Genomic DNA, 11,954 nt, shown 5'->3' with positions numbered 1-11,954 from the left:
TCGCAAGACCTACGCAGAGCCTACGTCGCGCTTTTGCGGTGCAGTATACGCAATCTTGCGTATCCGTGCGTTGCACAAACCGCGCCATCCTTCGTCTGACCCAACGCGTGTCCTCGAACCAATAAATGGGGTGCTCATGTCAGACGAAACCAAAAAGGGCCTGAAGTCGCCGCTTCGGCGCCAATTGCTGATGGGAATGGCCGCAATCCCGGCGCTGGCCATGATGCCGCGGCCATCCTTTGGCGCCGGCCCCGCAACCTCCGCTGTCAACACCACCGGACTTGCAGTCACCGATAGCGAAGTGACGGTCGGCATCCTGCATTCGGTCACCGGCACGATGGCGATCTCCGAGACCGGGTCGGTGCAGGCCGAGAAGCTCGCGATCGAGCAGATCAATGCCGCCGGCGGCGTGCTCGGCCGCAAGATCAAGTACATCCAGGAGGACGGCGCCTCGGATTGGCCGACCTTCGCGGAGAAGGCCAAGAAGCTCCTGGTCAACGACAAGTGCGCCGCCGTGATGGGCTGCTGGACCTCGGCCTCGCGCAAGGCGGTGCTGCCGGTGTTCGAGCAGTACAACGGCATGCTGTACTACCCGACCTTCTACGAAGGCCTCGAGCAGTCCAAGAACGTCATCTACACCGGCCAGGAAGCCACCCAGCAGATCATCGCCGGCCTCGACTGGGTCAACAAGACCAAGGGTGCGAAGACCTTCTATCTGCTCGGCTCCGACTACATCTGGCCGCGCACCTCGAACAAGATCGCCCGCAAGCACATCGAGGGCCATCTGCAGGGCTGCAAGGTCGTCGGCGAAGAGTACTTCCCGCTCGGCCACACCCAGTTCAATTCGGTCATCAACAAGATCAAGCTGACCAAGCCGGACGTGATCTACGCGATCATCGTCGGCGGCTCCAACGTCGCGTTCTACAAGCAGCTGAAAGCCGCCGGCATCGACATGTCGAAGCAGACCTTGCTCACCATCTCCGTGACCGAAGACGAGATCGACGGCATCGGCGGTGAGAACATCGCGGGCGCCTATGCCTGCATGAAGTACTTCCAGTCGCTCGACAACCCCAACAACAAGGCCTTCGTCGCCGATTTCAAGAAGATGTGGGGTGAGAAGACCGTGATCGGCGACGTGACGCAAGCCGCCTATCTCGGTCCGTGGCTGTGGAAGCTGACCGTCGAGAAGGCCGGCAGCTTCGACATCGACAAGGTCGCCGCCGCCTCGCCCGGCATCGAGTTCAAGGGCGCGCCGGAAGGCTATGTCCGGATCCATGAGAACCACCATCTCTGGTCCAAGACCCGCGTCGGCCGCGCCAAGGCGGACGGTCAGTACGAGCTGATCTACGAGACCGCCGACCTGGTCGAGCCCGATCCGTTCCCGAAGGGCTATCAGTAAGTCGCGAGTCGCGCATTGCGACGGCCGATGAAGCGACGCCGTTGCCGCACAACCAGTGCGCTCCCTCCCCCCTTGTGGGGGAGGGTTGGGGAGGGGGGTACCCCACCCACAGTTCGTCGTGTGGACCCCCCTCCCTGGCCCTCCCCCACAAGGGGGGAGGGAACGACCTTACCGGCGGCAATGCTGCGGGCGCCAACGCGCATCGCAAGTCAGTGCGCACCGACACCACGCATCACAAGAGGACGGATCATGTTCGGTGACTATTCCATCGGCGACCTCGGGGCTATCTTCGCGATGCAGGGGTTCGCAGGCCTCATCCTGTTTTCGGTCTACGTGCTGATGGCGCTGGGGCTTGCCATCATCTTCGGCCAGATGGGCGTCATCAACATGGCGCATGGCGAGTTCATGATCCTCGGCGCCTACGTCACCTGGATGACCTCGAACGCCTTCCAGCATTTCCTGCCGTCGTTGTTTCCGGGCTACTTCTTCGTCGCGATGATGCTGGCCTTCATCGCCTCCGGAGCGCTCGGCATGCTGGTCGAGTGGGCGATGATTCGCCGGCTCTACAAGCGGCCGCTCGATACGCTGCTCGCGACCTGGGGCCTCAGCCTGATCCTGCAGCAGGCCTATCGCTCGGTGTTTGGCGCGCGCGAGGTCGGCGTCGAACTGCCTGAGTGGATGATGGGCTCCTGGCAGGCGACTGACGCGATCCAGATTCCGATCAACGGCATGTTCGTGATGTGCCTGACCATTCTGATCACGATCGTGGTCGCCTATGTCCTCTTCCTGTCGCGCTGGGGCAAGCAGGTCCGCGCCGTCGTGCAGAACCGCGTGATGGCCGGCGCCGTCGGCATCAACACCGAGAAGGTCGACCGCTACACCTTCGGTCTCGGCTGCGGCATCGCCGGTGTCGCCGGCTCCGCCTTCACGATGATCGGCTCGACCGGCCCGACCGCCGGCCAGCTCTACATCGTCGACACCTTCCTGGTCGTCGTGTTCGGCGGCGCCGCCAGCCTGATCGGCACCATCGCCTCTGCCTTCACCATCTCCCAGGCGCAGTCGACGATGGAGTTCTTCATGTCCGGCTCGATGGCCAAGGTGCTCACTCTGCTGGCGATCGTCGCCATCCTGATGCTGCGGCCGCAGGGCCTGTTCGCCCTCAAGGTCCGCAAATAGCCGGAACGCGCAGGAATCGGGAATCAGAAAGCACCGTCATGATCATCAATACGCGCTTCTTCAATCGCTCCGAGCTCATCGGCTTCGTCTCTCTGCTGCTTCTGCTCGTGGTCATCCTGCCGCTGGCGGTCGACATCTTCCGCCTCAACCTGGTCGCGAAGTACCTGACGTACTCCTTCGTCGCCATCGGCCTGGTGCTGTGCTGGGGCTATGGCGGCATTCTGAGCCTGGGGCAGGGTGTGTTCTTCGGCCTCGGCGGCTACTGCATGGCAATGTTCCTCAAGCTTGAGGCCTCCAGCGTCGCCAACACCAAGATCCAGTCGACCCCTGGCATTCCCGACTTCATGGACTGGAATCAGCTGACGCAGCTGCCGTTCTTCTGGAAGCCGTTCCAGAGCTTCCCGTTCGCGCTCGCCGCGATCATCCTGGTGCCGGCGATCTTCGCCTTCATCATCGGCGCTGCGATGTTCAAGCGGCGTGTCGGCGGCGTCTACTTCGCCATCATCACTCAGGCGATCGCGGCCATCATGACCATCCTGATCGTGGGACAGCAGGGCTACACCGGCGGCATCAACGGCATCACCGACCTGCGTACCCTGCACGGCTGGGACATCCGCACCGATCACGCCAAATACATCCTCTACTTCGTCGAGGTGTTTTTCCTGTTCGCCGCCATCCTGGTCGCGCAGTTCATCCGTCTCACCAAGCTCGGCCGCATCCTGGTGGCGATGCGGGAGCAGGAGGACCGGGTCCGCTTCTCCGGCTACAGCGTCGCCAATTTCAAGATCTTCGCCTTCTGCGCCGCGGCGGTATTCGCCGCGGTCGGCGGCGCGCTGTTCACGCTCGAGGTCGGCTTCATGTCGCCGTCCTTCGTCGGCATCGTGCCGTCGATCGAGATGGTGATCTACACGGCGGTCGGCGGCCGGCTCTCGATCTTCGGCGCGGTCTATGGCTCGCTCCTCGTCAACTTCGCCAAGACCAGCCTGTCGGAGACCTTCCCGCAGCTCTGGCTGTTCGGCTTGGGTGCCTTGTTCATCGCCGTGGTTCTCGCCTTCCCGAACGGATTGGCCGGAATCTGGGGTGACTACGTGCAGCCGCGCATCGACCGGCTGCTGGCGTCCCGCAGCAAGAAGCCCGGCAATGGCGGCCTGGTCGCCAACGGCGCCCCCGCAGAGTGAGGAGACAGCGATGCTCATCGGTCATCAGCCCAAGGAATTCCTGCTCGCGGTCGAAGCCCTCACCGTCTCGTTCGACGGCTTCAAGGCGGTCAACGATCTCTCCTTCTACGTCGAAGAGAACGAGATCCGCGTCATCATCGGCCCGAACGGCGCCGGCAAGACCACGGTGCTCGACCTGATCTGCGGCAAAACCAAAGCGACCTCGGGCTCGATCCAGTTCCGCGGCAAGGAGCTGACGAAGCTGCGCGAGAACGAGATCGTCAAGACCGGTGTTGGCCGCAAGTTCCAGACGCCGTCGGTGTTCGAGGATCTCAGCGTGTTCGAGAATCTCGAAATATCCTTTCCGCGCGGCCGCACCGTGTTCGGCTCGCTGACCTTCCAGCGCGACGCGGTCGTCAAGGATCGCGTCGAGGAGGTCGCGGAGATGATCTTCCTGAAGGATCGTCTCAAGACCTCGGCGGCCGAGCTCAGCCACGGCCAGAAGCAGTGGCTCGAGATCGGCATGCTGCTGATCCAGAACCCGGACCTTCTGATGCTCGACGAGCCTGTGGCCGGCATGAGCGTCAGCGAACGCGCCAAGACCGCCGAGCTGCTCAACCGCATCATCAAGGACCGTTCGGTGCTCGTCATCGAGCACGACATGAAGTTCGTCGAGGACATCGCCCACAAGGTCACGGTGCTGCACCAGGGACAGATCCTATCCGAAGGCACGATGGACAAGGTCAAGAACGACCCCAAGGTCGTCGAAGTCTATCTGGGGCACTGAGCGATGATCGCGATCTTGTTTGCTCCGAGTGACGCTGCGTTCCCCTCCCCCTTGTGGGGAGGGGCTAGGGGAGGGGGCCCACGGCGGCAGTATCGCTTGGGGCTACCCCCCTCCCCAACCCTCCCCCACAAGGGGGGAGGGAGCGCACTGCCGATGTTGCTGCAGCCTCGTCCCAATTCATCACTTTGCAGGAGCCATTGATGCTCGCAATCTCCGATCTCCATGTCGCCTATGGCCAGAGCGAGGTGCTGCATGGCCTGAATGTCAAGGTCGCGCCCAACGAGATCGTTGCGATCATGGGGCGCAACGGCATGGGCAAGACCACGCTGATGAAGTCGCTGATGGGCATCCTGCCGTCCAAGAGCGGCTCCATCGACATGAACGGCACCGAGCTGTCGGGCCTGAAGAGCTACGAGCGTGTCGCCAAGGGCCTCGCTTATGTGCCGCAGGGCCGCATGATTTTCTCGACCATGACAGTCAAGGAGAACATCGAGACCGGCCTCGTCGTCTCGGGCGAGTCCGAGGTGCCCGGCGACATCTACGAGCTGTTTCCGGTGTTGCTCGAGATGAAGGGCCGCCGCGGCGGTAATCTCTCCGGCGGCCAGCAGCAGCAGCTCGCGATCGCGCGCGCACTCGCCACCAAGCCGAAGGTGCTGCTGCTCGACGAGCCGACCGAGGGCATCCAGCCGTCGATCATCAAGGAGATGGCGCGCACCTTGAAGCGCATCCGTGACGAGAAGGGATTGTCGATCGTCGTCTCCGAGCAGGTGCTGAGCTTCGCGCTCGACATCGCCGACCGCGTGCTGGTGATCGAGAACGGTGAGATCGTCCGCGACGATCCGCGCGACTCCGTCGATGCCGCGCAGGTCTCGAAATATCTGTCCATCTAACCACTCCGTCCAAGCAAAGGTAAAGGGGAGCTCTTGATGCCTGACACACTGATCAAGGTCGATCTGACCAAGTCGGCCTACGAGAACGACAAGGTGCACAATCGCTGGCACCCGGACATTCCGATGGTGGAGTGGGTCAACCCCGGTGACGACTTCATCATCGAGACCTATGACTGGACCGGCGGCTTCATCAAGAACAACGACTCGGCCGACGACGTGCGCGACATCGACCTGTCGATCGTGCACTTCCTCTCGGGCCCGATCGGCGTCAAGGGCGCCGAGCCGGGCGACCTGCTGGTCGTCGACCTGCTCGACGTCGGTCCGCTGAAGGAGAGCCTGTGGGGCTTCAACGGTTTCTTCTCCAAGCAGAACGGCGGCGGTTTCCTGACCGACCACTTCCCGCTGGCGCAGAAGTCGATCTGGGACATCAAGGGCCTCTACACCTCGTCGCGTCACGTGCCCGGCGTGAACTTCGCCGGCCTGATCCATCCCGGCCTGATTGGCTGTCTGCCCGATCCGAAGCTGCTGGCGACCTGGAACGAGCGTGAGACGGCGTTGATCGCGACCAACCCGACCCGCGTGCCGGGCCTCGCCAATCCGCCGTTCGCACCGACCGCGCATGCCGGCCAGGCCAAGGGCGACGTCAAGGCCAAGATCGGCGCCGAGGGCGCCCGCACCGTGCCGCCGCGCGAGCATGGCGGCAATTGCGACATCAAGGATTTGTCGCGCGGCTCGAAGATCTACTTCCCGGTCTACGTGCCCGGTGGCGGCCTCTCGATGGGCGATCTGCACTTCAGCCAGGGCGACGGCGAGATCACCTTCTGCGGCGCCATCGAGATGGCGGGCTGGCTGCACATCAAGGTCGACGTCATCAAGGACGGCGTCGCGAAGTACGGCATCAAGAACCCGATCTTCAAGCCGTCGCCGATCACGCCGAACTATCGTGACTACCTGATCTTCGAGGGCATCTCGGTCGACGAGGCCGGCAAGCAGCACTATCTCGACGTCCACATCGCCTATCGGCAGGCCTGTCTCAACGCGATCGAGTACCTGAAGAAGTTCGGCTACTCCGGCGCCCAGGCCTATTCGATCCTCGGCACCGCGCCGGTGCAGGGTCACATCTCCGGCGTGGTCGACGTGCCCAATGCCTGCGCGACCCTGTGGCTGCCGACCGAGATCTTCGACTTCGACGTGATGCCGTCGGCGGCGGGACCGATCAAGCACATCAAGGGCGACATCCAGATGCCGATCTCGCCGGATAAATAACCCTCTCCCTGTGCGACGGGATGCGGGACGGCCGCGTATTTGGCCGCCCCGCATCCGCCGCGCGGACGAGAGAGACGATGTTGCGCAGGAGACGAGACAATGCCGGTCTATGAATATCTCTGTGACGAATGCGGCCCCTTCACCGACATGCGCCCGATGTCGGAATGTGACGAGCCGCAGGTCTGTCCGCAATGCCAGGACATGGCGCCGCGGGTGATCCTCACCGCGCCCGCCTTCGCCTGCATGCCGGCGGAGCGGCGTACGGCGCACGCGACCAACGAGCGCAGCCGCCACGCGCCGCAGACGGTTGCCGAGTACAAGGCCAAGCATGGGCCGGCCTGCGGCTGCTGCTCGCCGAAGAAATCGCCGCGGCTGATGACCAAGACCAGGAGCGGCGCCAAGGGCTTTCCGACGGCGCGCCCCTGGATGATCAGCCACTGAACGAACGCGAGGGGCGGCGTGTCCGCCCCTCAGCGTGAGGCCGGCACCCGGCGTGGTCCCGGCGCGGGCTGGCCGCCGAACTTGACCGTCATCGCATTGGCGCCGTCGCTGATGTCGACCAGCGTCTTGCGGCTCTCGTCGATCACCTTGGCGGACTTGCGCTTGAAGCTGTCGACGAGCTCGCGCATCGATTTGATCTGATCGAACAGCTGGCCCGGGTTGCCGTCCGCGAACCCGGGAATGGCGCCGTCGATCTTGGTGACCAGCGTATCGAAGCCCTTGAAGACATCCTCGGCCTTGTCGATCGCAGAGTCGAAGGCGGCGGTCTTGGCCTGCAGCGAGGCGGTCTCCGTTTCGAACGTCTGCAGCGCTTGCTTGATCGCCGGTGCGTTGCTGACGACGTATTTGTCGATGTTGTGCACCGTCTCGACCATCGTCTCCTGGTCCTTGAGGTCGGCCGTCAGCACCGGCACGCCGTCGCGATCCAGCGGCACCGGCGGAGCGGTCGGCGCGCCGCCGACCAGCGAGATCGCAGCGATACCGGTCAGGCCCTGGAACTCGATGCCCGCTGTGGTGTCCTTGCGGATCGGCGCCGACTTGTCGAGCGTGATCATGGCAACGATCTTGCGCGGGCTCTCGAGATTGATCGAGAGGATCTGCCCGGCCTGCACGCCATCGAAATTCACCGGCCCGCCCTTGCGGAGGCCGGCCGCCGAACCGCCGTCGAACACCACGCGCATGGTGCTGCGCTGCTCGGCGATGCGGCGCTTCTGCTTGATCAGGACGCCGCTGATCCCGGCCGCGACGGCCGCGATCGTCAGGGTTCCCACGATAAGATTGATCGCGCGCATTCCGTGTCCACTGCTGCCTTGGCTCGATTTTAGCCGCTATGTCTCCCGGTTGAAAGCTCAGCGCGCGAGGCCCGGCCGGGAGGGCGCGGCGAGGCCGGCCAGCAGCACCGCCAGGATACCGGTGAGAAAAATGCCATCGAACGTCCCGGCGCCGCCGATCGAGGCCACGGGCGCGCCGAGGCTGCCGATCTTGTCGAGGTTCATCAGGTCGGCGCCGACCAGCGTGCCCATCGAGCCGCCGATATAGGCCAGCGGCGCGGCATATTCGCGCGACAGCAGGAACGCCAGGATCGCGGTCACGACCACCGGCGCGAACACCGGCACGGCGATGCCGACGCCTTGCACCGGCGTCGCCATCGCGTGGATGATCACGGCGATCACCAGCACCGCGATCGCGGCGCGCAGCCAGAGCTGGTAGCGCAGCATGAGATAGGTCGACATGATCGTCGGGATCACCGCGCCGCCGACATTCACGGCGAGCAGAGTACCCGGCCATTGATGCACCAACGGCACGACATATTGCATGCCGAAAAAGTCGATGATCTCGCCAGAGCGCGCGACCTGCCCAGGCAGCATGGTGATCGGGATGTTGAAATAGCTGCCGACCAGCGAGCCGAACAGCAGCAGCATCGCGGTGCCCGAGCTGACGCCGAGCTTCATGTAGGCGTAGCGCAGGATGCCGAACTGGATCAGGACGATCAGGACGCCGAAGGCGAGCACCAGGATCGCAAAGAATACGGGCGTGATCGGCAGATATTGGATCTGGGAATGCATGTCGAAAGCGCTTCGATGATGGACCGTGCTGCCCGCGCAGGATCATCTCACGCGGGCGACAGGGTGACAAATGGTCATTCGGCGCCTGGTTCCCAAGGGCAGCCATGGTCTCGTTCATTCTTCAGACGCGATCAGCGTGGCGTGCAGCACGTAGCGCTCCGGGCCCTGTGTCAGCGCGTCGAACGGCCAGCAGGTGGAGAGCACGAGCTCAGGGCGTTCGGTGTCCGGATCGATGCCGGACGCATCGAAACGCACGACGCTGGCCCCGTCGGCGCGATAGCGGAAGGTCTTGCCGTCGCGCCTGACGATGTCGATCTCGTCGCCGATGCTGACGTCCTTCAGGAAGCGGAAATGCGTGTCGCGATGGCCCGAGTAGACGGCGACACCCGGCTCGCCCGGCTCGGCGCTGCCCTCGACATGGCCGGCGCCGAAGGCCAATGACTGGCCGCTCGAGCCGGCCAGCGCGATGGTGGAGACGCCGAGGCTCTTCACCTCGATGCGCGCCACCGGGACCATGTCGGCCCAGGACCACGGCTTGACCGGATGTCCCGTAGCGATGGTCTGGGAGAAGGCACGATCGAGCAGCACCTGCGCGACGATCGCCTTGGCATGGATGAGGGCGCCGTGGCCGAACAGGATGAGGCCGACAAGCGCGACTGCGAGCGGAATGACAAATCGTGGCATTCTCTCTCCTCTCGTCATTGCGAGGAGCGAAGCGACGAAGCAATCCAGAGTCACGTCTTCGGCCCCTAGATTGCTTCCGCCTACGCTCTTCGAGCTTCGGCGGACACGTCGCTTCGCTCGCAATGACGGCGGCGATTAGTTGGCAGCTCGTCGCCTGATAGCGACGAGCCAGATCAGTTCGAGCAGCAGCAGGCCGAGTCCCAGCAGCATGCTCAGCTCGGCATCGGTCGCCGTCTTCGGCAAGGTGATCGTCGCGGGCGCCGCTGGCACCACCGGTCGCTTCAGCGCGGCAAGGTGGACGTCGCGGTCTGCTTCAGCGCGACGCTCCTTCGGCATCGCCGGCATCCGGCCGCGTTCGCCGAACACCTTCTCGTAGTCCCAGCCGGCCGGCAGGTTGATCGGCAGCTCGGCGAGCCTGAGCGGCTCGCCGTCGGGACGGCGCGGCGTCTTGTCGACGGCGACGAGGCTGGTCAGGCGGCTCACCAGCTGGTGCTCCAGCGCGAGCTTCAGAATGGCGCCGTCGGCTTCCTCCGGCGTCATCTGCCGCATCGTCTTCGCCACCTCGGCATCGCCGATCTTGCGCCGCGCCCACAGCTTCGACAGGCCCTTGCCCTCGGCGGCGCCGGACAGCGGCAAAGTGATGGTCCAGGGCTGGTCGCCGATGCGGCCCTTGAGCTGCAGCGATCCGGCGAGACGATCGATCTTCGCGGCGAGCACCAGCGGCTCGTTGCGATAGACGTCCGGCAGCACGGCAGGGGTCAGATCTGCGGAGGCTTCCGAGAACGTCGCGCTGAGGCCGGTCACGACGGGATTTTCCAGCTTGGCGAACAGATCACGCATGCGGTCCTCGACCTGCTCGACCGAACCGATATGAGTGAAGGTGCCGCGGCCGAGCTCGGCGGCGCGCGTCATCAGATAGGTGTTCGGCGCCGAGCCGATGCCGACCATGAAGATGCGCGAGCGGCCGCGCATCGCGGTGATGGTCTCGAACAGCTGCTGCTCGTTGCCGATGGCACCATCGGTCAGAAACACCACCTGACGCACGCGGTCGGAGTCGCTGCCGTCGTCGGTCAGCGCCGCGCGCATCGCCGGCACCATCTCGGTGCCGCCGCGCGCGTCGAGCGCACTGACGAAGCTGGTTGCGCTGCCGACATGCTCGGCATCGGCCGGCACCGAGGCGGGAAACAGCACGGTCATGGTGTCGTCGAAGCGGATCACGTTGAAGCGGTCGCCCGGCTGCAGGCGGTTCAGCGCATAGAGCAGGCTGGCCTTGGCCTGGCGGATCGAGGTGCCGCCCATCGAGCCGGAATTGTCGATCACGAAGATCACGTCGCGCGGCTGCGGACGCTGTGCCGACGCCGTCACTGCGGGAGGCGTGACGAAGGCGAGCAGATAGTCGGCATCGCCGACCTGCTCGTGGAACAGGCCGACCGACGGCGTCGCGGCGGCCGCCGGCTTCCAGGTCAGCTCGAAATCGCGATCGGCCGGCACCACGCCCTCGGCGAGTGTCACGACACGCGTCTTCGCATCGGGGCTGTCGATCGTCACCTGGTGATGGTGGCTCTTGACCTCGCCGATGTCGAAGCCTGCCTGCAGCCGCACCGTGATCCTCGTCGGATTGACCGGATCGGTCTTGGCTGGGTCGAGCACCTCCGGCGAGATGCGGTCGCGATCAGGCACGGGATCGTTGCTCGCTGCGCCCCAGCCGTTGCCGCCCGGGCGCAGATCGACGCTCTGCACGATCGGCGCCGGATTGTAGCGCGGCGCCACGACCAGCGGCACCCGCAGCGAGAACTCGCCGCCGCTCGCGGCCACCGGCTGCTGATATTCGATCTGCACCAGCACGGTCTCGCCGGGGCCGATATTGGCGAGCGAGTTGGTGAAGATGTTCGGTCGCTCCTGCTCGGTGAGCGCCGCGGTCTTGCCGTCGCGCTTGGCCTGCTCATAGATCACCTTGGCCTGTTCGCGCGGCTTGATGTCGCCGACCACGACGCGGTCGCCGACGATCATCTTCAGTGTGTCGACCGCGCTGTCGGGTGGCAGCGGATAGACATAGACCGCCTCCATCCATTGCGAGCTGGTGTTCTTGAACAGCTGCGTCACGCGCGCCCGCGCGGTCGGGCCGGAGACGACGATGTCGACATCGATGCCGAGCCGCGGCGCCTCGGCATAGCGGCCGTCGGACTTGAACAGCAGTGCGCCGGAGCGGGCGTCGCCCGGCCTGGTCAGCGGCGCCAGCGGCCCTTCGGCGGACCAGCCAGGGGTGACGCTGAGAAACAGCGCCGTGAAGCCGACCAGCAGCACGGCGGCGGCCTGGAGCAGCAGGAATAGCAGCATGGTCACGATCCATGACCGGACCGGATGGGTGCTGCTTCTGATATCGTGGTCCATTGTCTCGCTCATCATTGCCTCCGCAACGAACAAATTCGGCAGGCCGAGACTGGGCGCAGCGCGCCGGCACCGCGAGCGGAATGGTCGGTCTTGTTCGGCCGCCGCCCGCCCGCGCATGTCCTGTCGTGGTCGAGAGCG

General features: G+C 64.7%; 11 protein-coding genes. 7 read left to right on the top strand and 4 right to left on the bottom strand.

Annotated elements, in window-relative coordinates:
- Nucleotides 1–136 precede the first annotated feature (136 nt).
- The 7 genes from urtA to ACQR1X_RS11280 all read left to right on the top strand — a co-directional run bounded on the left by urtA (nucleotide 137) and on the right by ACQR1X_RS11280 (nucleotide 7,116).
- The gene (urtA, locus tag ACQR1X_RS11310) at nucleotides 137–1,399 is read left to right on the top strand and encodes an urea ABC transporter substrate-binding protein (protein WP_315801686.1); all 1,263 of its coding nucleotides are present in this window, start codon (nucleotides 137–139) and stop codon (nucleotides 1,397–1,399) included.
- Between the two features lie 249 nt (nucleotides 1,400–1,648).
- Nucleotides 1,649–2,575, top strand: coding sequence for an urea ABC transporter permease subunit UrtB (urtB, locus tag ACQR1X_RS11305; protein ID WP_315801685.1), 927 nt, complete (start codon nucleotides 1,649–1,651; stop codon nucleotides 2,573–2,575).
- A 38-nt stretch (nucleotides 2,576–2,613) separates the two neighbouring features.
- A complete protein-coding gene (urtC, locus tag ACQR1X_RS11300) occupies nucleotides 2,614–3,753 on the top strand; it encodes an urea ABC transporter permease subunit UrtC (RefSeq protein WP_315801684.1) in 1,140 nt (379 codons plus the stop codon).
- Between the two features lie 10 nt (nucleotides 3,754–3,763).
- Nucleotides 3,764–4,519: an urea ABC transporter ATP-binding protein UrtD gene (gene urtD, locus ACQR1X_RS11295; RefSeq protein WP_315801683.1), complete on the top strand. Its 756-nt coding sequence runs from the start codon at nucleotides 3,764–3,766 to the stop codon at nucleotides 4,517–4,519.
- Nucleotides 4,520–4,719: 200 nt separating this feature from the next.
- Nucleotides 4,720–5,409: an urea ABC transporter ATP-binding subunit UrtE gene (urtE, locus tag ACQR1X_RS11290; protein WP_434898837.1), complete on the top strand. Its 690-nt coding sequence runs from the start codon at nucleotides 4,720–4,722 to the stop codon at nucleotides 5,407–5,409.
- 36 nt (nucleotides 5,410–5,445) lie between these two features.
- A complete protein-coding gene (gene fmdA / locus ACQR1X_RS11285; RefSeq protein ID WP_009031409.1) occupies nucleotides 5,446–6,675 on the top strand; it encodes a formamidase in 1,230 nt (409 codons plus the stop codon).
- A 99-nt stretch (nucleotides 6,676–6,774) separates the two neighbouring features.
- Complete coding sequence (locus tag ACQR1X_RS11280) at nucleotides 6,775–7,116, top strand: FmdB family zinc ribbon protein (RefSeq protein ID WP_315801681.1); 342 nt, start codon at nucleotides 6,775–6,777, stop codon at nucleotides 7,114–7,116.
- A gap of 29 nt (nucleotides 7,117–7,145) precedes the next feature.
- Here the strand turns inward: ACQR1X_RS11280 and ACQR1X_RS11275 are convergent, their stop codons facing one another.
- The 4 genes from ACQR1X_RS11275 to ACQR1X_RS11260 all read right to left on the bottom strand — a co-directional run bounded on the left by ACQR1X_RS11275 (nucleotide 7,146) and on the right by ACQR1X_RS11260 (nucleotide 11,828).
- The gene (locus ACQR1X_RS11275) at nucleotides 7,146–7,967 is read right to left on the bottom strand and encodes an MlaD family protein (protein ID WP_316215232.1); all 822 of its coding nucleotides are present in this window, start codon (nucleotides 7,965–7,967) and stop codon (nucleotides 7,146–7,148) included.
- Between the two features lie 57 nt (nucleotides 7,968–8,024).
- Nucleotides 8,025–8,741: a DUF1614 domain-containing protein gene (locus tag ACQR1X_RS11270; protein WP_316238058.1), complete on the bottom strand. Its 717-nt coding sequence runs from the start codon at nucleotides 8,739–8,741 to the stop codon at nucleotides 8,025–8,027.
- Between the two features lie 114 nt (nucleotides 8,742–8,855).
- Nucleotides 8,856–9,425: a class GN sortase gene (locus ACQR1X_RS11265; protein ID WP_434898836.1), complete on the bottom strand. Its 570-nt coding sequence runs from the start codon at nucleotides 9,423–9,425 to the stop codon at nucleotides 8,856–8,858.
- A gap of 135 nt (nucleotides 9,426–9,560) precedes the next feature.
- Complete coding sequence (locus ACQR1X_RS11260; RefSeq protein WP_434898835.1) at nucleotides 9,561–11,828, bottom strand: marine proteobacterial sortase target protein; 2,268 nt, start codon at nucleotides 11,826–11,828, stop codon at nucleotides 9,561–9,563.
- Nucleotides 11,829–11,954 lie beyond the last annotated feature (126 nt).

This window comes from Bradyrhizobium sp. HKCCYLRH3073, from assembly GCF_051167995.1.
Taxonomy (GTDB): Bacteria; Pseudomonadota; Alphaproteobacteria; order Rhizobiales; family Xanthobacteraceae; genus Bradyrhizobium.
The sequence above is the reverse complement of the archived record's forward strand: the minus strand, read 5'-3'. Positions and strand labels throughout refer to the sequence as shown.

What these genes read in the sequence shown, in the direction of transcription:
- urtD (WP_315801683.1), top strand. Translation starts at nt 3,764, where the DNA reads ATGCTCATCGGTCATCAGCCCAAGGAATTCCTGCTCGCGGTCGAAGCC.
- ACQR1X_RS11265 (WP_434898836.1), bottom strand. Translation starts at nt 9,425, where the DNA reads ATGCCACGATTTGTCATTCCGCTCGCAGTCGCGCTTGTCGGCCTCATC.
- ACQR1X_RS11270 (WP_316238058.1), bottom strand. Translation starts at nt 8,741, where the DNA reads ATGCATTCCCAGATCCAATATCTGCCGATCACGCCCGTATTCTTTGCG.
- ACQR1X_RS11260 (WP_434898835.1), bottom strand. Translation starts at nt 11,828, where the DNA reads ATGAGCGAGACAATGGACCACGATATCAGAAGCAGCACCCATCCGGTC.
- fmdA (WP_009031409.1), top strand. Translation starts at nt 5,446, where the DNA reads ATGCCTGACACACTGATCAAGGTCGATCTGACCAAGTCGGCCTACGAG.
- ACQR1X_RS11280 (WP_315801681.1), top strand. Translation starts at nt 6,775, where the DNA reads ATGCCGGTCTATGAATATCTCTGTGACGAATGCGGCCCCTTCACCGAC.
- ACQR1X_RS11275 (WP_316215232.1), bottom strand. Translation starts at nt 7,967, where the DNA reads ATGCGCGCGATCAATCTTATCGTGGGAACCCTGACGATCGCGGCCGTC.
- urtB (WP_315801685.1), top strand. Translation starts at nt 1,649, where the DNA reads ATGTTCGGTGACTATTCCATCGGCGACCTCGGGGCTATCTTCGCGATG.
- urtA (WP_315801686.1), top strand. Translation starts at nt 137, where the DNA reads ATGTCAGACGAAACCAAAAAGGGCCTGAAGTCGCCGCTTCGGCGCCAA.
- urtC (WP_315801684.1), top strand. Translation starts at nt 2,614, where the DNA reads ATGATCATCAATACGCGCTTCTTCAATCGCTCCGAGCTCATCGGCTTC.
- urtE (WP_434898837.1), top strand. Translation starts at nt 4,720, where the DNA reads ATGCTCGCAATCTCCGATCTCCATGTCGCCTATGGCCAGAGCGAGGTG.